The sequence below is a fragment of the Pseudohongiella acticola genome (assembly GCF_001758195.1).
In the GTDB taxonomy this organism is placed as follows: domain Bacteria; phylum Pseudomonadota; class Gammaproteobacteria; order Pseudomonadales; family Pseudohongiellaceae; genus Pseudohongiella; species Pseudohongiella acticola.
In genome coordinates, this window is record NZ_MASR01000003.1 from 269,112 (window position 1) to 288,776 (window position 19,665).

The window sequence follows — 19,665 nt, forward strand, 5'->3', positions numbered from 1 at the left end:
TCCTGCTATTGTCGTCAGAATGCAAAGGCATCACGGCGGACCGTCACCGTCATGGTGTTGCTGTTACGAATCAGTTCCAGATCTATCCGATCGCGGTTTTGCAGCTCCCGGGTCAGCGCCGAAAGATCGCCGCCCTGATCGACGGCAACGCCATCAACGGCAGTGATAATGTCTCCAGCCTGCAACCCGGCCGCCCGCAGCATGCCAGCGTCGCTGTCTTGCCTGATCTGTAAACCACGAACATTGCCGTTCTCGCGATAGATCCGGACCTGTACCTGCCCATTGACCTGAGGCGCTGCAGCGTTGTTCGCGCGTGAACCATCAGCTCTTGGCGGCGGCGCATCAGTTGAATCCTGGGGGTCGTACATCCACAGCGTTTCCAGGCGGCCATTGTTGTTCAACACCACATATCGGGGATGCACGCTGTCAAGGGTGACGCCGGGGGTGGTGAGCGCCAGTTCGTCGTTGACCGAATAAACCTGCTGCCGGTCACCGCTGGCGATGATGGCTGAGGAGTTCGCCGCCGAACTGCCGGCAATCGAACCTCGCAGGACCAGACTTAAACGGGTATTGGCTGCCTGTTGCAGGTCGCCATTGCCCGTGCTCTGGCCAAGATCACCACGACCATTACTGAGCCGGAAGTTCTCCTGCAGATAGGCAATATCAATCCGCTCCGCCTGCAGCCCATTGCGCGCCACAGGCGATGCGACAGGCACCACCGGACCGGCAGCTGCCGAGGGTTGCGGGGAATTGAATAACCAGAAAAGTCGTGCCAGGCTGTGTCCGGCCCAGGCCAACATCGCGACAATGATTATCGCGGTGAGACCCGGACGCAGCACAGAGACCAAACTCTGTCGAGTTTTGTGAAAGATCGTGTTCAGTATACTCTCCCAAATATGCTGATCGCGCTCAGATATGTCTGACTGCTCCGTAGGGTTACGGAGCAGGTGTTACAGTTACAGGTTCCATTGCAGATCAAGTCGCAGTCTGGCACCACTTTCCACATCGATGATACGTACATCATCACGGTAGAATTCGCGGTTCTCGTTCAACAGGTTCTGTGCGCGCAAACGCAGCGTCAGGCTGTCGGTCGGGAAATACGAGTAAGTCAGGTCCAGTGAGTGGAACGGATCTTCGAACGCATCCGGTGACGGCGAACGCCCACCAAAGAACACACGATCGCCGAACACGTTGTACAGCAGTGACGCTGAATGTTTGGCGTTTTCGGAGTCATATCCCAACTGGGTGTTCACCACGTACTCCGAGTGGCCGGTCAGACGACGCGTCAGACTGGTCTGCGAACTGGCTTCAGTAAAGGTCAGTTCGGAGTCACTCAGTACCACGTTACCACTGACAAAGAAGCCGCCACCAATAACTTTCAGGCCTTCGAATTCAATGCCGTATATCTCACCGCTCTCAGCGTTTTCGAAACTGAGCAGGCGAGCATCCTGCGGCCCCGGACGCTCAACGCGTTCGATCGGGTCAGTGATGTCCTTGTAGAACAGTGACACCGTGATGTTGTCACCATTATCAAAGAACAGCTCGGTACGCAGATCGATGTGCTCGATATCCGAGAACTTCAGGTTGGGGTTGCCGGCAACACGGTCGTTTAATTCCGGGTCGATAAACTGGATATTGGCGTATTCGCGCAGGTCGGGTCGAACCACTGTTTTGCCGTAGCCCAGACGAACCTGGAAATTCTCCGTTCCCAGGAAGCCGTCCTGCATGTAGGTCAGCGCCGCAGCTGGATAAAAGTCGTCGTCTCGGACAGTGAATGTCTGATCGGGGTCACGCATGTTTTCAATAATGCCGTCCAGCGATTGACCCGTGTAATCCAGCAGATCCAGCGGCAGAACACCGCGGCTGAAATCTTCCCAGCGTACGCCTACCGTGGCACGCCAGTTGTCCATGAAGAAGGCATCAACAGAGCCAAATGCGGCCGCTTTGGTTTCACCGGCCAGATAGCTCTCCGTACCGAAGTTTGATCCCATATCCAGGAAGAAACCGTTGTCCAGATTGGCCAGGTTGTCGTCGCTGAATACCTGAGCGGGCGTACCATCACGGCCTAGCGCACCCATCACAATATTGGCGGTGTAGCCCCGGTAGTCGCGCGACTTTCGGCTGCGATTATAGCCGCCACTGATGGTGCCGTCGGCAAAGCCGAGATCATACGGCGCATCAATCTGATAACCCCAGCTTTCTACCTGGTCTTCCAGGTTCAGGAAGCTGAACTGCGCGGAGGCACCGGTATTCACCTGTGTCGCCAGCAGCGCATCTGTACTGGGATCACGCTGGTTAATGGACTGCACCGACGACGCGTTAGGCACTTCGGTGCTGGCACGCGCGTCTGAATAGAACCAGTTAACGTCCAGGCTGGTAATGAAATCGAACACGGCAGGAATGGTCAGAAAATCGAGGTCGTAACGCTCCAGCGTATGCTCACCCGTTACCTGGTTTACTTTCAACTCCCGCTTTTCCAGACGTGTGATGTTGGTCTTGCGTTGACGTCCGTTAGCCTGCTGAAAGTCACCGTTGTATCCCAGCACGATGGAGGATTGATCCTCATCATCCTGAAGCAGATAGCTGTTAGTGCCGATCTTGTGACGATCTTGATAGTTCAGGCTAAAGTTTACCGCCGCCGTCGTACTTTCATTGCTGAATGTACGCTGGATGTTGCGGAATGATTCATCAGGATCAGTGAAGTTCTGTTCAAACTGATCTGAGTTGCGGCTGGACTCACCAATCGAGACGTTGGCCAGCGCACCAAAAGACAGATCGTTATTGATATCCCAGGCGTTGCCGGCGGTTACGGATATGTTGGTATCCGGATCAAGATCGGTCTCCCGATCAATATCGATGTTGCGATTCAGGTCGAGCATCAGATCGCGGTTGATGGCAACACCGGCAGCCTGTTGCGCGGCCGTTGGTGTACCTGAACCCGGGAATTCAAAGCGGGTAATATTGGCGGGGCTGATATCACCCTGATACTTGTTCAGCGCCTGCGTGATGGATGCGGGCAGAGATCCCTGATCACCCAGGTTGGGCAGGCCTTTGCCTGAGTTTTCGGTATTCCAGCCGGTGCCGACACTGACGTCGAACACCAGGTCGTCTGGCGTGCCACGGGTACGGATATTGACGTTACCGCCGCCAAAGGCTGCTGGCTGGTCAGCGGAATAGGCTTTGCTGATTTTAACCGACTCAAGAATAGACGCAGGAATATAATCCAATGGTATGACGTTACGGCTCAGCTCCGGTGAGGGAATCTCGGCGCCATTGAGCGTTGCGCTGGAATAGCGCTCGCCCAGACCACGCACGTAGATGAATTTCCCGTCTACAAGAGTCAGACCGGTCACCCGACGCAGCGCTGATGCGACATCAGAGTCACCTGCGCGCGATATCTGCTCAACACCAACCACTTCGGCGGCGAACGGTTGTTCAATACGCTCCATAATCAGAGACCGAGCAGCATCCCGAAGTCGCCCGGAGACAACAATTTCCTCAATCTGCGGTGGCGGCACCGCAGAACCGGACTGCGCCATCGTTTCTGGCACGGCCGTGAAACCTGTCACCGCCAGTGCAACGGCCAGTGCCAGTTGCCGTTTCTGCCAAACCATTTGTTTCTTCATGATCGTAACCTGTAATTTTGTCAGCATCTTTAAGCCCGAACGGGGATAAGTCCGACATCGGCCTTATCCCCGTGAGTCTGCATCCGCGAGGCGGACACAATCGGCGTGTTACAGACCGGTTGTCCAGCCAGACACCCAGTCATTGCCTTCTTTCACTGCACCAACGAAGTCGACTGCGGTAAAGAAAGAGCTGCTTCCTGCGCTACCCAGTGACGGTGCCGCTGCTGCGTTGAAGCTGTCGTTGAGGCGAGTCACGTCGAACACTGTGACGTTGATCGCAGCACCGTTAGCGTCTGTCATGTTGGATGCAGTGACATACGCAGTCGGGTTTGCAGAACCCAGACCGGTAATGACATTGGCAGGCAGATTGGCAGATTCATCAATTACCGCGTTGCCGCTGTTAACCCACCAGTTGCGAATGTCGAAACCGCTGGCTTTCAGAGACTCAGAGCAGGCAGCAACGTTGCCGCTTGCAACAGAAATGCCTGAGTTGATGCCGGCAAACGTCTGGTCGCTGTCAAGTTCCACACATTCGTTGCTGGACATGCCGTCAGCGTTGGACGTAATGATGGAGTTGTACATTTCGAAGTAAGTACCTTCACGGTACAGAGGACCTTCTGAATCACCTTTGGAGCTTGGGGCAGTGCCCTGGTTAGTATCAACAGCGTTAGTAATACACGTCATGTTGGATACACGGCCTTTGGTGAAGGGACCAATATCATCAGGACGGGAATCGCCAGTGTTGTCGGCCTCGATGCAGCGGTTGCCACCAGTGCCGGGAGGAGAAACAAACAGACCAAACTGCATGTTGCCCGCCCAACCTTCTGAATAATCGAAGGCATCATCGCCAACGTTCACGCCGACAATGTACTTGAGATTGACCGCACCGCCGAACATTTCAAAACCGTCATCCAGCGTAGTGTAAGTCTGTACGTACTCTACTGTTGTACCAGAACCTACCGCGTTGAAAGTCAGGCCGTTAACTTCATCACCGTCAACAACTTCGAAACCGGCATGGCGGATCTGCACGTAGCGAAGCACGCCTGAGTTTTCTGCGTTGTTGTTGCCGCCATAAGTGTTCGGCTTGCCTTCAGCAGCCACGTGGCAGTTATGCGGATTACTGGAAGAGGACTGACGATCAGCGTCTGTGCACTTGTTGGTTATACCGTTACCGTTGATCTGTACACCACCCCACAGACCGCGGTCTGACAGAGTACCCTGGCCATCACGCAGGTCAGCGACGGCGCTGAAAATAATCGGACGATCACGCGTGCCTTCCGCAATGATGCGGGCGCCGCGGGTAATCACCACGTAGTCCTGGGAGCTAAAGAACGCAAGCTCGGCACCAGCACCAATGGTCAGCGTGGGACCTTCACCATCCTGCGGAATACGTACGCCCTGAGCGGCGGAGTTGGCGTTGACATCGCGACCCACAAACAGGCTGTCTTCGAAGATGTGCAGGCCATCATTGGGCAGATCGTTGATAACCAGATCAGTGGTCAGAGGGCGGGTGTCGGCCACAAACGTTGAAGAATAGGTGCAGTTGGTGCCATCGAAGCTGCCTTGCAGCGTCTGACCGGATGTTGTGTAGCTGGCGCAGGGATTGGTTGTACCGCTGTTGCCACCACCATCATTGGTGGTATTGTTGGAATTGGACACAGTGGTTGAGGGTGCCAGTGTTACACCGCCGCCGTCACAAGCGGTTACGGCCGCTGCCAGCAGGCTGATGCTGAAAATTGTCTTGATGTTCATGTTCACAATCGCTCCTTTTTATGGTCCTGCACCAGAAATTGGTTTTTACAATCGAGTCGCTGTCGAATCGAAATCTGAGCGGTATTTGCTGCCGAAAATCCAAATTAACCAGGTCCGGACTACCGCGGTGCGATATTGTTGATCAGCGATCATGTCAGAATCGTGACAGCACCGGATAAAAATGAATTTTTTGCCCTCACGCCTTAACTACTATTTATCAATGACTTACGAAGAATTCGTATTCGTCGACAGAGACTGCAGAATCCAAAAAAGAGGAAGCAAATCATGATTTTGAGACAGTTGTATGACGCAGTGTCTTCGACCTACACATATCTGTTGGCAGATGAAAAAACACGGCAGGCGATATTGATTGATCCGGTATTCGAGCAATCCAGACGCGATCTGGCGCTGCTACAGGAGCTGAATCTTGCCCTGAAAATTGTTGCTGACACCCATGCCCATGCTGACCACATCACCGCCGCCTGGCTTCTCAAACAGAAGACCGGGTGCCGTATCGCCTCGTCCGCTGCCATCGCCGCCAGTCATGTTGACCTTCCCTTGCAGCACGGCGATGAATTTGGCGTCAACAACATTATTCTGCAGGTGCGCTCGACGCCGGGACACACCAACGGCTGCACTACATATGTGCTTGCCGATCTCAGCATGGCATTTACCGGAGACACGCTGCTGATACGGGGGTGCGGGCGCAGTGATTTTCAACAGGGCGACCCGGCTCAACTGTACCGCTCCATCACCGAACAGATTTTCACCCTGCCTGACGATTGCGCGATCTATCCTGCGCATGATTATCATGGCCGCACTCGCTCGTCCGTCGCCGAGGAAAAGGCATTCAACCCGCGTGTGGGCGGTGGTGCCAATGAAAGGGATTTTGTGCAATACATGAAGGCCATGCAGTTGCCACACCCGAAAAAAATAGACGCTGCCCTGCCTGCCAACATGCGCAGCGGTATGCCGGAAGATGGCCACCTGCCCGACGAACCGGACTGGGCCGATATACGGACAACCTTCGCCGGCATCGCCGAAGTTGAACCTGAATGGGTGATACAGAATCAGCCTTCGGTGACCATCCTTGATGTCAGAGAGGATGATGAGCAGGAAGAACGTCTGGAGCCTCTGAACAATGCGCTGAGCATCCCGCTGAGCGAACTGCGCCAACGCATTGCCGAAGTCCCCAGAGACAGACCGGTGGTGACGTTGTGCCGCTCAGGCAAGCGTTCGTCTCTGGCAGTGAGCATGCTCAAGGAGGCTGGCCACGACAAGGTCGCCAATATTCACGGCGGCGTGTTGCGCTGGAGAAGCAGCTAAGGCAGAACCTGTTAAGCAGATGTTCATTCACAGCATCGTACGCTGACTCTGACAATCACCAAACCGGATTCAGTTAGCGCCGGGATCAGAGGGACGATGACATGACCCATAAACACCTGTTTAACATTGTGTTGGCAACAATACTGGCTACCGCCAGCAGCATGGCAGCGGCAGACAACGATGCAGTCAGCAGCTCGTGCGCGACACTGGAATTCATGGCCAAGATGCTGGCGGTAAACGCTACCCTGCCCGCCAATTACGATAACCCGCACCAGATGGCAGATATGCAGGTCTCACTTCAGGAGCTGAATCGCCTGGCCTGCCAGCCGGTGCTGTTGACAGAGAACACCCGCTTCAGCAGTCGTTATGGCAATGGGCGTGCGGTGTCGACGGACCTCTACGACAATGCCTGGTATTTCCCCAACGGGCAGTTATTTGTCGCGCGTCCGGGTCGCGATACCACCGTATACTATCCCAACGGTCAGGTCATGGCTTTCCGTTGGGCACTCGGCGGACAAACACTGTATTGGCCCAATGGCAACCCCGCCACCTTCAGCTTCAGAACAATCAATGAAGCCTGGTACTACCCGGACGGGCACATCATCACCTATCTGGCCGGCGCCCGTGATGAACGCTGGTTCTACCCGTTCGCCCGCCTGGATGGCCAGGTTGGGCAGGAAATGATTTCCTCGCACTGGGGCGTGGACGGCGAATCGTTCCAGGCCATCGTCTACACTCAAGACGGTCGCATGTTCATGCAGCGCGAGCGCATTCGCGGCAAGCTGGTGCTGTCAGAGAACGAATTGCTGGATGTACCGGGTGTGTTGTTGATGCTGACCCGCTTTTATCAGGTCCCTGACAGCGCCAAACAATTCATGCCCGGCGACAGCAGTATCACCGGTGCTCCCTGGTAGCGTTTTTGGCGCAATTCCGGTGAAAAGCCACACGGCAATGTCTTTTTAAAAAGGGGAGGAGGTCTAAGCAGGTGCGCGCTTCGGTAATGGAGCCGCGCACCAGACGCTCAGGGCCGGTTTCCCAGCGCCCGCTGCATGACTTCATATTGTACTGACATCAGATGACCAACAGAGCGCCGCCAGTATTCCGAGTTGTGACGTCCGCGCGCCTGCATGTAGTCAAAGGGAACGTCATTGATTAGCAGGATCTGCATAAACTCCCGCGCCTGCTCGATCAGATTGTCATCAGTACCGCTGTCCAGATAAATATGTGGTAGCTGGCTTTTGGCAACGTCGTAGATAATATGGAACGGATCATAGGCCTGGGCCTGCTCGACAGTTTCGAAGTCTCGCCCCTGCGGGTGCCGCTCGTCCTGGCTGCTGAAACCCGGTATATCAATGATTTGCGAAATGAATGCATCGGCCTGCGCCAGCTCCGGCGATGAATCAACACTGCGCGGCACTGGCGCTGGCTGGCCTTCCTCTATCGCGGTGGCGCGATTGCGGGCGTGTGCCAGCGCGCCACTGGTGCTGGCCATCGACACAAACAGTTGTGGGTGACGAAGCCCCAACATGATGGCGCCATACCCGCCCATGGAGAGCCCTGCGATAGCTCTGCCTTCGCGCTGGGCCCGGGTGCGAAAATTACTGTCCACATAGCCAATCACATCCTGCACGATATGATCTTCCCAGTTGTTGCGTTGACGGCCTTCACTACTGGCGTAGTTGATATACCAGCTATTGCCAGCATCAGGCATCACCACGATCAGATCCGAAAAATTACGCGCATAAAAAGCGGCGCCAAGATTACGCCCCCAGACGGTGTAATTCTGCATATACCCGTGCAGCAGATACAAAACCGGATACCGGGAATCAGATTCGCTGTAATCGGGTGGCAACACGATATCAAACTTCATTTGCCGCGCCACTGCCGGACTGAAAAAGGACACGGTCTGCAGGCCTGCGGGTCGTTCCGCCGGCACTGGCTGCGCCCACAATTGCGGCGCTGTCAGCAATAGCACTGATAGCATGAATGCGGACACAATCTGTTTGTCGGGTCGCCTGAAGCTCATCACATGTTCCGTCTATTCCGTGTATTTAAAGAGGGATGGGGCCCGACGAGAAACGCTCCCGATCAGCCTCCGTGGCATCTTCCCGGCACTCTCCCCTTACCGAAAAGCTGTTCAGGGTCTGTTCCCGGTACAGTTCAAAGAACCCTTCCCGGCAATACGCTGTTCTTTCCATGATCAGCGTGAGTCGCTGTTCGATGTAGCGCTCCCCCATCAACAGATCATCGTCCCGCCCGCGTGTACGATCCATGCTGGCAGCACCACGGCCCTGGTCCGGTCGCAAATAATCACGCTGCAGGATAAAAAATTTGGTGCCTTCGGTAGTGATTTCTGGCACCAGACGCTCATCTGCCGGCGGTGCCAGATAACCTGCTGTGCCGCTGCACGCCGCCAGGCCCACCACAGAAATCAGAACCAGGACAAACTTGAATGACATACTGTACCGCTGTACTCGCATAATGTCCTCGCCAAGACCCGCTTCTGGTTGAATTCGCCGCAAAGGGAAACTCTAAAGTCACTGGCGAGCAAAGGCAAGCGCTGACTTGTCCTGAACTGGACTATATCAGCGCGCACTGACATGATTGACACCGCTCTGGCGCGAACCCTATCCAGAACAAACCACAAGGCCAGACCACAAGAGCCAAACCGGATGACCCCGACACAAGAAAACAGCCCCGTCAGACAGGACCTGAAGCCATTCGGCAGTTATCGACCGAACCCCGTATTGGGCTGGTTGCTGGCGTTGTGTCACCGCGAACACGGCCCGCGCAGCAGCCGGTTGCTGGCACCCGTACTACGAAAAATCATGACAAAACTGACGCCATTGCCTGTCGACATCTGCGTCGGCGGAATGAAGCTGCGATGTCAATTCACCGACAACTATTCCGAGAAAAAATTCGTTTTCACGCCGTGGCGCTACGACCGTCAGGAGCGCAGGCTGTTACAGGACAGCCTGCCAGCCAATGGCGTTTTCCTGGACATCGGCGCCAATATCGGACTGTACACACTCAGCGCCATGCAGGTCATCGGTGCAGCCGGCCGTGTTCTGGCATTTGAACCCAACCCGGCGACGCGACAACGCCTATTATTCAATACCGCAGCAAATAAATCGCCTGCCAATGCCACCGCTCTGACTGTCCTGGACATAGGCATCGCTGACGCTGACAGTCAGTTTGTATTGCAACTGGACAGCAGTAATCTGGGCGCCAGCAGCATCACCAATAACAACCGCTCACGCCTGGGGAACGCTGATTCGCGCAGGACTGAGGTGACCATCAACTGCAAGCCCCTGTTAAGCGTACTGCAGGAGCAGCAGATCAATGCCATTGATGTTATTAAAATCGATATCGAGGGTGCCGAAGACAAGGCCATGTGCCCTTATCTTAGAGATGCCCCCGCTGCGCTACTGGCAAAACTCATCATCATCGAAAATTCGCCGCATTTGTGGCAGGAAGATATTTTTGCCCTGCTGAAACAGCGAGGCTACCGGCGTATACTGCATAACCGGATGAATTCCGCCTTTTTGTTATCGACTCAACCGACAACGCAGACACCCGGAGAGGCGCCCGGTATCGCCGCAGACCCTGAGAGAGAAAACTCATGAAGCTGTCCGTTATTGTCACGACCTACAACTCCCCGGCCTGGCTGGAGAAGGTCATTTGGGGCTACAGTGTGCAGACTCACACGGATTTCGAACTGATTATCGGAGATGATGGGTCAGGACCTGAGACTCGCGCCCTGCTGGACCAGCTGCGCTCTGAAACCGGCCTGGATATCAAACATATCTGGCAGCAAGACGAAGGTTTTCGTAAATGCGCCATTCTGAACAAGGCCATCGCCAGTGCCAGCGGTGACTATCTGGTGTTTTCTGACGGGGACTGTATTCCACGCTGCGATTTCCTCGCAGTACACGCCCGTGAAGCTGAACCGGGTTACTACCTTTCCGGCGGCTATCACAAGCTCCCCATGTCTACCAGCACTCGCATCAACCGCGATGACGTGCTCAGTGGCCGTTGTTTTGACCTGTCATGGCTGAAGCAGCACGACCTGCCTGCAAGCTACAAGAACAGCAAACTGACTGCCGGCCCGAAACGCGCCAGGTGGTTCAATCGTTTAACGCCGACCCGATGCAACTTCAAAGGCTCCAACGGTTCAGCGTGGCGCCAGGATGTGCTCGACATCAATGGTTTTGATGAGCGCATGGCCTGGGGAGGACTCGATCGGGAGTTCGGTGTACGACTGATCAACCTCGGCATCAAGCCCAAACACGTGCGCTATAACGCCATTGTTATCCACCTGGATCATAAGCGCGGTTACAAAGACCCGGCCACCGTGAAGGCAAATAAATCACTGCGTCTGGAAAATGCAAAAAATGGCGTTTACTGGACAGACCATGGCATTACAAAGCAGCAAGAGGCAGAATAAGGCAGTTCAGGAAATCGTTTAGCAACCCTCAGGCGCGCACGATGGTCCGGTTGCGACCCGCGTCTTTTGCCTCGTAAAGTGCCAGGTCAACTTTCATCAGGATTTCTGCAGGTGACAACCTGACATTCTGATCGATCGCTGTTATGACGCCCGCACTCAAAGTATGACGAATCATCTGCCCGCCAAACAGAGTCGGCCGCTCGGAGAAGCGGATTCGGATTCGTTCAACAATCTGCTCCACGGTTTCTACGTTGTCGGCCTGCAGCAACAGCACAAACTCGTCCCCACCATAGCGAATGCAGGTGTCATCGCCGCGACTATGCTGCTGCAGAATATCCGCTAGCCGGCACAGAACAACATCACCGGCATCATGACCGTATCGATCATTGACACTCTTGAATTCATCCAGATCGATCAGCCCCAGAAAAACCGGCACACCGGTCTGTTCAAAGCGCCTGACCAGACGCTGGTACGTTTCCACTAACAGACGCCGGTTGCCCAGACCCGTTAACGGGTCCCTGTGCGCCAGATTCAGCGCCTCGCGCCGCTCTTTGTCTATCTGCATGACGCGCTCGCCAATGGCCACCATCAACAACAGCACTTCAACCGACGTGCTGACCTGTACCATTGCCAACACAGCGTCCATGCTCCAGCCCGGAAACGATGTCGCCGCATTGAGTACAGCCAGCGTCAGCGTCAGTGAATACATCAACCAGGCAACACAAAACCAGCGCGCATGCCTCACACCACGCTGCCAGGCCCGCAGGCCCACGATGGGTAATGACAACGTCGATGCCAGCGCCAGATAAGACAGCATCAACACAATGTCATGACTGCCAAGCAGACGCAGCGCAGCAGCCGCCACCATCAACGCCTGCGCGTACCACATCGCACGGTTGATACGCGGCATTACATCTGACAGGCGCAGAAAATGTCGCGAAAACTGAAAGGCGCAGAACGCAAATAACAGATAGGCCAGGTGGAACCCCTGGTTCTGCAAATACACATTATCTGACCACAAATACTGGAAGCCCACGCCATTGAGCAGGCCCCACATCAACATTGTGCTGCCAACAAACGCCGCGTAGTAGGCGGCACTTGGCTGGCGCATGATCAGCGCCAGCATCAGTGATCCCAGCAACAATACGGACAATACGCCATACCAGGCACCAAACAGCAGATACTCAGCGCGACTGCGATCATCAAAATAGCGTCGCTCATAAATCGAGAACTCAAGCCTCATGGCATCTGCCTGCTCGTAGCTCAGCGCGACATAAACGTCTGTGACCGCCCCTGCGGGCGTGTCGTGCTCAAAGGCCAGTTTGCGATAGTCCAGCATTCTGGACGAGAAAGGCTGTTGATCAGTCAGCAGACGACTGCCGAACTCAGGGACAGCGCGGGCAACGCCGGTATCCCCGCGATCACGAAAATACACCTGCATGTTATCCAGATAGTTACTGTCCCCGTGAAATACCCAGCCCATCGACTGGCTGGCACTGTTGACAACACTGAACCGGAGCCAATGCACTTTATTTGTCAGACCGCGGGAAATGTCAGTCGGCCACAAGGTCTGGAAACCCAGACGCCGGGCTTCCTCTAACGACACCGCAGCGTCGCTGACCGAGAACTCAGCTATTCCGACCAACCGCGTTGCATCTTGCAAGTTAATGTCGACGGCGGGCAACGCCTGTGCGTTCACTTGCCCGGCTGCGAGCAACGCCCACAGCAGCAGGCCGAAGATGAACTGCGCTGCGCGAACGACACTGACCATTAGACTGATTCCCGGAATTTATCGGGTTATCGACTGAGACAGCAAAGACTTGAACAATGCTGACAAATTAAATGCGCCTGACGGCTCTATCTGCATCATCAGCACGGCAACGGTGCCAGTTTCAGGGTCCGCCCAGGAGAATGTCCCCAGAGAGCCATTCCAGCCAAATTCCCCGTTGTTGCGGGCAAAACCGCTTTCGGTGTTATCGATGACGACGCTGAACCCATACCCCCAACCCAGATCCCGCATGGGACGTTGCGGATTCAATGCGATTGGCAGCAGGTCGGCGGGCAGCTGATTGGTGGTCATCAGCTCGACGCCGGCATTGCCGAGCACTCGCTGTCCGTCGAGTGTACCGTCGTTCATGAACACCTGCAGAAACCGCAGGTAATCCGGCACCGTGCTGACCAGACCCGCCGCACCTTCAAGCAATGGCGGGTCGCGCGTGATCGGAACGCTCATGTCAGGTTGCCGCTGCATGCCCTGGGAGCCTAACCCATAAACCTGCACCAACTGGTCGATTTTATCATCGGGCACATAAAAGCCAGTGTCGCGCATGCCCACGGGGATGAAAATTGCTGTCTGCAGATAATCATCCAGCGGCTGCCCGGAGGCTATTTCGACTACCCGCCCCAGTATGGTGGTCGAGATACTGTAATTCCACAAAATCCCCGGCTCTGCGATTAGCGGCACTTGCGCCACTTTTTCTGCCAGCTGAGCCAGGGTGTCTGCACGCGAACGCACGCCACGCTCCCGATACAGGCTGCTGTTGCGATGACTCAGACCGCTGGTATGAAGCAAAAGATCAGCGATGGTGATCTGCCGCGAGGACGCTCGCGTGACGGCATCAGGGTCGGCCGCGTTGTCAGATACCGTCATGCCTGAAAAGACCGGAATATAGCGGGCAACCGGATCCTGCAGACTCAGCTGGCCGTCCTCAATCAACTGCATGGCCGCCAGCGACACGATGGGTTTGCTCATGGAGCGAATCTGGAACATGGCATCGGGACGCATGGGGATCTGTTGTTCCACATCCTGCCAGCCCATACTTTCCAGATAAACGATCTGCCCATGACGGGCAATGCCGGCCACGATACCCGGTATATGCCCGGCATCGACATAGTGCTGTAAGGTTTCGGTGATCAGTGCCAGCCGCGCCGGTGAGAATCCGGAAGCTTCGGGCTCGGCCCGTGGCAGTGCCAACACCGGTCCGGTCACACTCATCGCAACCGCCATACTCACTGACGTGAGCACAGCCTTGTAGACACGGCGGATAACAAATAAGTTCATGATAATTTCAACACCCGGAGCCAGACATGGCATTGTTTTACACCAGCCGGATCGGTGATACAAGCGCCATAAAAAAAGGGAAGCATTGCTGCTTCCCTTTTCCATCATCGTTTTTAACCCCGCTTATCCCGAAGCAATACTGCCTTCGAAATCAGGATCAACGAATCACTGAGCCGCGCTCACCAGATTGGCGTCCGCTGATTCATCTTCAGTGGCTGCGTAGACACTTTGGTCAGCCAGTTTGTAGTAAACCTGACCGAAGAACATTTCGTCCCAGCTCTGGTCACCCCAAGGCACATTCCGCGACGGATCCGGGTTGGCCTTGTTCTGCTCAGAGTTGTCAAATGCACCCGTCGCCACAATACGCGTACCAGCAGGCACCAGCATGGATTCTTCCAGCTTGTACTCCATCTGCCAGTTATAGTTATAGTTGGCGATGTTAATCAGAGGCTTCACGGTACCATCTGGCAGATGCGCGTCAAAACGCATGTACTTGCCGCGGAAGTGCATGTGCGGCAGGAAACTATGCAGATAGGCATCAGCCGGAATCTCGATCTGAGCCGACATTTCAAAGTTCGGATCATAGGCCGGGATTTCAGTCCAGGTTGGCGTGAAGATACAGGCACACTCGCCCGTCATGCGCTCTTCCGGAATTTCATCGTCGTCGTAGAACCACAGACCAATACGGCTGGCATCGGAAGTCTCACGACCGGTCGTTGTGTAGTGCAGCTGAATCGCAATAGTAGAACCATCTTCCAGCAGACCACCCGTGTTTGGCTCTTCAACATAAGGCGCCGCGCCGGGGATGTACGGCGTAATGTAGGCCATATTTGGATCGGGCGTAGCAACAAAACCATTACCACTTGGACGCACGCCAGGGCCAAACAACGCATTCAGCGTATGGTGCAGAACAGTGCGGTCGCCCGCCATATACTGACTTGCCTTGACATAACGATCTTTGCCATCGGGCAGGTTGATGGGGATGAACTCATAGCGATAATCCAGTACACCGGTAGCAGGAACTGCCTGCTCGGGCACTTCGATCACGTAATCAGGTTCACCAAACGCCCACTCGGTTGGTGGCCATTCCAGCATGGCCAGCGGATCAGTGCTGCCATCTTTCTGCGAACCGGCGGCAATCCAGTCCAGCACTTTGCGCTGGTCATCAAAAGGCACGACATAGCTGTTGCGGAATTCGTTGATGTGCGGATCGATCTGACCTGGCGGCATGCGCTTGGTCATCAGAACTTCACGAATCATCGGCGACCAGCCCTGTACCATGGCATGGTTGTTCAATGCGAACGGTGCAATACCGCCTTCGCGGTGACAACTGGCACAGTTTTCGGCAATGATGGGTGCCACGTCTTTTTCATAGGAAACGTCGGTGATGTCCCGCTCGGGATACTGCACTTCGGTACCCTCGGCAGCGACATACTGAGTCGCTACTGCTTCACCAGCGGCGACGCTGGCGACGGCTTCAGCAAATTCCGAGCCTACTGCACCGCGGTAAACCACACGGAAAGACTTGGGGTCGAAAATAACGGCTTCGCCAATATTTTCGATGCCGATAGACTCTGACACTGCCTGTACATCATCAATCAGCACGGGCATGTCTACGCCCATGGCGGCAACGTCAGCCGCAACCGCGGCACGGTCTTCGCCCAGCGGGTTGATCATCATGAACTTCAGACCCTGGTCTGCGTAGCGTGCCTGCAGCTCGCTGTAGGCTGACAACGCATCTCGGGTTTCCGCTGCGCCATTACCCTGTACCAGAAATACCACCGCCTTGTTGTTGTCATACCAGGCCATGTGGTGGAAATAACCCTCATGGTCCAGCAGCGCGAAATCGCCCACACGCTCATCGGCGGCCTGGCTTGTGCCAGCGCCCACTGCCAGGGACAGCGCTGTCAGCGCTGCACAGGCCGTGGCCTTACTCTTGTTCTGAAACCAACTGATCATTGTACCCTCCAACAATTAAGTACTGATGCCTTGAACTAACAAAATGTCCTGGCTTTCTTATTTGCTGTCTACTGACGGCCTTGTGCCCCCAAAAATGAGACACGAGACTGTACTCAGCTAAAAATGAGCCCATTCATGTTTCGAATCGTATCACTATGGAAAGCAAAGTCAAACGCAATCAGACAGATACTGAGGCGCTGCGACAGGATGCCGATGGCGTGCGACAGCCGGTTGCCGTATGTGTATGGGTCACGGTGCAGCGGGCGGTGAGGGACTCAGGTCAACAGCGCTGCCAGCGCATTGCGCAGACTCTTGCGGAACTCTTCTTCGGTATGGAATCCGCACAAAAAGCCCTGCAGCAGATGGTAGTACAGAGCAAATGTGCTCCAGGCCATGGTGCCGGTATACATCTCTTTATCGAGACGCCCGTCCCGGCGAGCGCGTTCGATAAGCTTCATCAACTTGGCGTAGGTGCTGTTCATGATCTGATCAATATCCCGGCGACGCTGTTCCGTTGTGGAAAATGACAATTCCTTGAGAACTATTCGCGACAGTGCCTGATCTTTCAGGTGATAGTTGATATGGCAATCAAAAAACGCCATCAACTGGTCCATTAATGGCGCGCCAGGGGAAATCGCAGCATACGATTCATCGATCATTTTCAGAATATCATCCTTGAACACCAGGACCAGCAGATCTTCTTTGCTTTTGGCATAAAGGTACAGGGTCCCCAGGCCGACATCAGCCTCCGCGGCGATATCCTGAATTGTTGTGGTGTTAAAACCCTTGTCGATGAAAAGAAGGCGTGCAGCAGCCACGATGCGCTGCAGTCGAATCAGTTTCTTGCGCTCTCTGAGCCCCATGGACGCCAGGTCAGGCTCATCGTTAATCTGATTTGTTTGCACTGTATTGTCACCGGCCATGCTTTCTACAACCCTGCTGGATTTCTGTTTCCGACAAAATGCTCTGTCACATCGAGCTCAATATAATGACAACATGCTGCCATATATCACACTACCACCAGGCTGCTTTTGTCATCCAACACTAAAGATTAACACAGTCGGATATGGCACAATAGCGCAAATTTTCTCAAAGGTGGCATTCATGGCAGCGACTCAAGCACCTCACACCAGCGCTCAGGCAATTCTGCAACACGGCGGGAAACCAGTCACCGTGTTCTCACTGTCCTGGTGTTCGTACTGTCATGCCGTCAAGAGCCTGCTGGACAGCATGCGGGTGCCTCATCAGACTATTGAGCTGGACTCAGGCATTTACCTTGACACCCATGTACACCAGCAGATCCGTGCGGAGCTGAGGCAACTGAGCGGCAGCCAGACCCTGCCGCAGGTGTTTGTCGGTAGTGAGAATATTGGTGGTTATACCGAAACCCAGGCGGCGGCGCGTGCTGGTCGCCTGCAAAGCCTGCTGGCCAACCAGGGCGTTACAATCAGCCAACCCTGACATCCGGAGACCGCGATGGCTGAAGTTCTGTTCCGCTCACTACACCTGCTTGGCGCGCTGGGTATGGCCGCGGGCATCCTGGTCGCGGCGCTGGCAGCCAGCAGTATGAATGCAGACCGTGACAATCTTGATGCTGCTGATCCGGCTGCGCTGTTTCGTAAAATTTATGGCTTAACCGCAGCCGCAGTAATGCTCTCAGTTGGCGCCGGCCTGATGTTATGGCTTGTCGTTGGCAAACCGGCTGCATTCTTCAGTAACAACCCGGTGTTCCATGCCAAGATCGCTCTCGTGCTGGTCATGCTGGCGACGCTGATCTACCCGGCATGGTATTTGTGCCGCCCACGCCCACCACAACCAATGCCTGCTTCTGTGCTCCGGCTGCAGAAAAGTACATTTCCACTATTGCTTATCGTCCCTGTACTTGCCTACCTGATGGCCCGGGGCATCGGCTACTGATCTGTCTGCGTCGGGGCCAGCACCGTCTGCAACCATTGTGATATATCACGAATTTCTTCCAGACAGACACTGTGCTGCATCGGGTAGCTGCTGTATTGCGGCTGGAACCCCAGAGTTTCGAGTACACTGACACTGTGCTTGCCCAGCGCCTCGTTGACCACCGGGTCGGCTGTGCCGTGACAGACCCGAATCGGCAATTGCCGGTTAGCGTCGTTTATGTGAACGCTGTCTGCCGTCGGAAAATAACTCGACAGCGACAGCAAACCGGCCAATGGCTGTGGACAGCTCAAGCCCGCCTCCAGTACAACCGCACCGCCTTGCGAGAATCCTGCCAGAACAATGCGTCGACTATCGATTCCGGCGGCCACCTGCTGTGCAACAAAGGCATGCACAGCCGCCGCAGAGTCACGCAACTGTTTTTCATCAACACGGCGCTGCACGTCCATTTCCACAATGTCGTACCAGGCCGGCATGATATAACCCTGGTTAATGGTTACCGGTATTGACGGCGCATGCGGAAAGATAAAACGAACAGCCAGCTCTGCCGGCAGATGCAGCTCCGGAACCAGGCCGGCGAAATCATTGCCGTCGGCGCCCAGGCCATGGAGCCAGATCACCGCGGCATCAGATGCCTTTCCCGGATTGCTTTCACGGACGATGGCAGGTAAAAGTGACATAAACATCCCCAACTGTATTTTTTGATCAGGCACTCGGCCCGGATACATGACAGCAGGGATTATAGGGGACTGAACACTTGCTATCGACTATAATCAGACTTATGAACAAAAACCCTCTCGCACACATCCGGCCCGCGGCGGCATTACTGCGCAACATTATTGCCATGGTCATGTTGTTATGCAGTGCCCAGGCTTATTCGCTGGATCCAGACGCGTTGCGCGACAGCCTGCGCGGCAGCGACCGGGACATCTCCGACCGGATGCGTGATGATGCCCGCAAACCGGTTGAAGTCCTGACTTTTCTGGGCCTGCAGGAAGGCATGACCGCGCTCGATGTTTATGCTGCCGGCGGTTATTACACATTTGTGCTGTCACATGCAGTGGGACCTGACGGCACCGTGTATGCACAAAACTCACCGCGTGCGTCGCGTTACGATGAAGACCGCACAGATATGACTCAGGGCGAAGCGCTGGACGGAAAAATAGAAAAAGGCAACCTGACCAACGTGATTCGTGTCGACAGGGCTATCCGCGACAATGGTCTGCCAGACGCTTCAATCGATTTCATTCTGGTGTCTCAGATATTGCACGATTATTACAACGGCAGCCCGGCCCGGGCGTATGGCTTGCTGGTTGAGCTGCACCGGTTGCTCAAACCAGGCGGCATTATTGGCATTATTGACCACACCGGCACTGAAGGTAACGATAACCGCCGCCTGCACCGTATGCAGAAGGCCCAGGCAATTGACGTGATTACGCGAGCGGGTTTTATCGTCGAAGCGGAAAGTGACCTGCTGGCCAACCCCGACGACAATCCCCGTCGCTCAATTTTTGACCCTCTACTTAACCGCGGCACGGACCAGTTTCTGCTGCGCCTGCGCAAACCCGGAGCCTGAAACC

At 55.0% G+C, this 19,665-nt stretch carries 17 protein-coding genes; 7 read left to right on the forward strand and 10 right to left on the reverse strand.

What is annotated here, in order from left to right; genetic code table 11:
* Positions 1–14: 14 nt before the first annotated feature.
* From PHACT_RS15440 to PHACT_RS15450, 3 genes are all read right to left on the reverse strand, one after another.
* On the reverse strand, positions 15–839 hold the full coding sequence (locus PHACT_RS15440) for a type II secretion system protein N (RefSeq protein ID WP_070119161.1): 825 nt from the start codon (positions 837–839) through the stop codon (positions 15–17).
* Between the two features lie 117 nt (positions 840–956).
* Positions 957–3,626, reverse strand: coding sequence for a TonB-dependent receptor domain-containing protein (locus tag PHACT_RS15445; RefSeq protein WP_070119162.1), 2,670 nt, complete (start codon positions 3,624–3,626; stop codon positions 957–959).
* 108 nt (positions 3,627–3,734) lie between these two features.
* Positions 3,735–5,378 (reverse strand): hypothetical protein, encoded by a 1,644-nt coding sequence (locus tag PHACT_RS15450; RefSeq protein ID WP_070119163.1) that lies wholly within the window; start codon positions 5,376–5,378, stop codon positions 3,735–3,737.
* 285 nt (positions 5,379–5,663) lie between these two features.
* Here PHACT_RS15450 and PHACT_RS15455 point away from each other — a divergent pair, with 285 nt between their 5' ends.
* Together PHACT_RS15455 and PHACT_RS15460 are read left to right on the forward strand one after the other, a co-directional pair.
* A complete protein-coding gene (locus tag PHACT_RS15455) occupies positions 5,664–6,704 on the forward strand; it encodes an MBL fold metallo-hydrolase (RefSeq protein ID WP_070119164.1) in 1,041 nt (346 codons plus the stop codon).
* 101 nt (positions 6,705–6,805) lie between these two features.
* On the forward strand, positions 6,806–7,618 hold the full coding sequence (locus PHACT_RS15460) for a hypothetical protein (RefSeq protein WP_070119165.1): 813 nt from the start codon (positions 6,806–6,808) through the stop codon (positions 7,616–7,618).
* Between the two features lie 107 nt (positions 7,619–7,725).
* On the opposite strand, the gene PHACT_RS15465 is transcribed toward PHACT_RS15460, so the two are convergent.
* Positions 7,726–8,730 (reverse strand): alpha/beta hydrolase, encoded by a 1,005-nt coding sequence (locus PHACT_RS15465; RefSeq protein ID WP_070119166.1) that lies wholly within the window; start codon positions 8,728–8,730, stop codon positions 7,726–7,728.
* Positions 8,731–8,755: 25 nt separating this feature from the next.
* Positions 8,756–9,163 (reverse strand): hypothetical protein, encoded by a 408-nt coding sequence (locus tag PHACT_RS15470; RefSeq protein ID WP_070119167.1) that lies wholly within the window; start codon positions 9,161–9,163, stop codon positions 8,756–8,758.
* Between the two features lie 213 nt (positions 9,164–9,376).
* Here PHACT_RS15470 and PHACT_RS15475 point away from each other — a divergent pair, with 213 nt between their 5' ends.
* Positions 9,377–10,330, forward strand: coding sequence for an FkbM family methyltransferase (locus PHACT_RS15475; protein WP_070119168.1), 954 nt, complete (start codon positions 9,377–9,379; stop codon positions 10,328–10,330).
* Positions 10,327–11,151, forward strand: a complete 825-nt coding sequence (locus PHACT_RS15480; protein ID WP_070119169.1) for a glycosyltransferase family 2 protein — start codon at positions 10,327–10,329, stop codon at positions 11,149–11,151. Before PHACT_RS15475 ends, PHACT_RS15480 begins: the two co-directional genes overlap by 4 nt.
* Positions 11,152–11,179: 28 nt before the next feature.
* On the opposite strand, the gene PHACT_RS15485 is transcribed toward PHACT_RS15480, so the two are convergent.
* The 4 genes from PHACT_RS15485 to PHACT_RS15500 form a co-directional block, all read right to left on the reverse strand.
* Positions 11,180–12,922 carry a sensor domain-containing diguanylate cyclase gene (locus PHACT_RS15485; RefSeq protein WP_070119170.1) on the reverse strand — a complete coding sequence of 581 codons (1,743 nt, stop codon included), beginning with the start codon at positions 12,920–12,922 and terminating at the stop codon, positions 11,180–11,182.
* 18 nt (positions 12,923–12,940) lie between these two features.
* Positions 12,941–14,212 (reverse strand): serine hydrolase domain-containing protein, encoded by a 1,272-nt coding sequence (locus PHACT_RS15490; RefSeq protein WP_169819496.1) that lies wholly within the window; start codon positions 14,210–14,212, stop codon positions 12,941–12,943.
* Positions 14,213–14,377: 165 nt separating this feature from the next.
* Complete coding sequence (locus PHACT_RS15495) at positions 14,378–16,171, reverse strand: thioredoxin domain-containing protein (protein ID WP_070119172.1); 1,794 nt, start codon at positions 16,169–16,171, stop codon at positions 14,378–14,380.
* Positions 16,172–16,446: 275 nt separating this feature from the next.
* Positions 16,447–17,076, reverse strand: a complete 630-nt coding sequence (locus PHACT_RS15500; RefSeq protein ID WP_169819497.1) for a TetR/AcrR family transcriptional regulator — start codon at positions 17,074–17,076, stop codon at positions 16,447–16,449.
* Between the two features lie 199 nt (positions 17,077–17,275).
* On the opposite strand from PHACT_RS15500, the gene PHACT_RS15505 reads away from it, so the two are divergent.
* Together PHACT_RS15505 and PHACT_RS15510 are read left to right on the forward strand one after the other, a co-directional pair.
* Positions 17,276–17,632 (forward strand): glutaredoxin, encoded by a 357-nt coding sequence (locus PHACT_RS15505; RefSeq protein ID WP_070119174.1) that lies wholly within the window; start codon positions 17,276–17,278, stop codon positions 17,630–17,632.
* Positions 17,633–17,647: 15 nt separating this feature from the next.
* Complete coding sequence (locus PHACT_RS15510) at positions 17,648–18,088, forward strand: DUF2214 family protein (RefSeq protein WP_070119175.1); 441 nt, start codon at positions 17,648–17,650, stop codon at positions 18,086–18,088.
* On the opposite strand, the gene PHACT_RS15515 is transcribed toward PHACT_RS15510, so the two are convergent.
* A complete protein-coding gene (locus PHACT_RS15515; protein ID WP_070119247.1) occupies positions 18,082–18,765 on the reverse strand; it encodes an alpha/beta hydrolase in 684 nt (227 codons plus the stop codon). The genes PHACT_RS15510 and PHACT_RS15515 overlap by 7 nt on opposite strands.
* Positions 18,766–18,866: 101 nt before the next feature.
* On the opposite strand from PHACT_RS15515, the gene PHACT_RS15520 reads away from it, so the two are divergent.
* The gene (locus PHACT_RS15520; protein WP_070119176.1) at positions 18,867–19,661 is read left to right on the forward strand and encodes a class I SAM-dependent methyltransferase; all 795 of its coding nucleotides are present in this window, start codon (positions 18,867–18,869) and stop codon (positions 19,659–19,661) included.
* Positions 19,662–19,665: the final 4 nt, after the last annotated feature.

Bases quoted from the DNA above. Each gene is read 5' to 3' on its own strand.
- PHACT_RS15490 (WP_169819496.1), bottom strand. From the start codon at position 14,212: ATGAACTTATTTGTTATCCGCCGTGTCTACAAGGCTGTGCTCACGTCA.
- PHACT_RS15480 (WP_070119169.1), top strand. From the start codon at position 10,327: ATGAAGCTGTCCGTTATTGTCACGACCTACAACTCCCCGGCCTGGCTG.
- PHACT_RS15445 (WP_070119162.1), bottom strand. From the start codon at position 3,626: ATGAAGAAACAAATGGTTTGGCAGAAACGGCAACTGGCACTGGCCGTT.
- PHACT_RS15485 (WP_070119170.1), bottom strand. From the start codon at position 12,922: ATGGTCAGTGTCGTTCGCGCAGCGCAGTTCATCTTCGGCCTGCTGCTG.
- PHACT_RS15450 (WP_070119163.1), bottom strand. From the start codon at position 5,378: ATGAACATCAAGACAATTTTCAGCATCAGCCTGCTGGCAGCGGCCGTA.
- PHACT_RS15455 (WP_070119164.1), top strand. From the start codon at position 5,664: ATGATTTTGAGACAGTTGTATGACGCAGTGTCTTCGACCTACACATAT.
- PHACT_RS15515 (WP_070119247.1), bottom strand. From the start codon at position 18,765: ATGTCACTTTTACCTGCCATCGTCCGTGAAAGCAATCCGGGAAAGGCA.
- PHACT_RS15475 (WP_070119168.1), top strand. From the start codon at position 9,377: ATGACCCCGACACAAGAAAACAGCCCCGTCAGACAGGACCTGAAGCCA.
- PHACT_RS15470 (WP_070119167.1), bottom strand. From the start codon at position 9,163: ATGTCATTCAAGTTTGTCCTGGTTCTGATTTCTGTGGTGGGCCTGGCG.
- PHACT_RS15520 (WP_070119176.1), top strand. From the start codon at position 18,867: ATGAACAAAAACCCTCTCGCACACATCCGGCCCGCGGCGGCATTACTG.
- PHACT_RS15460 (WP_070119165.1), top strand. From the start codon at position 6,806: ATGACCCATAAACACCTGTTTAACATTGTGTTGGCAACAATACTGGCT.
- PHACT_RS15465 (WP_070119166.1), bottom strand. From the start codon at position 8,730: ATGAGCTTCAGGCGACCCGACAAACAGATTGTGTCCGCATTCATGCTA.
- PHACT_RS15495 (WP_070119172.1), bottom strand. From the start codon at position 16,171: ATGATCAGTTGGTTTCAGAACAAGAGTAAGGCCACGGCCTGTGCAGCG.
- PHACT_RS15510 (WP_070119175.1), top strand. From the start codon at position 17,648: ATGGCTGAAGTTCTGTTCCGCTCACTACACCTGCTTGGCGCGCTGGGT.
- PHACT_RS15505 (WP_070119174.1), top strand. From the start codon at position 17,276: ATGGCAGCGACTCAAGCACCTCACACCAGCGCTCAGGCAATTCTGCAA.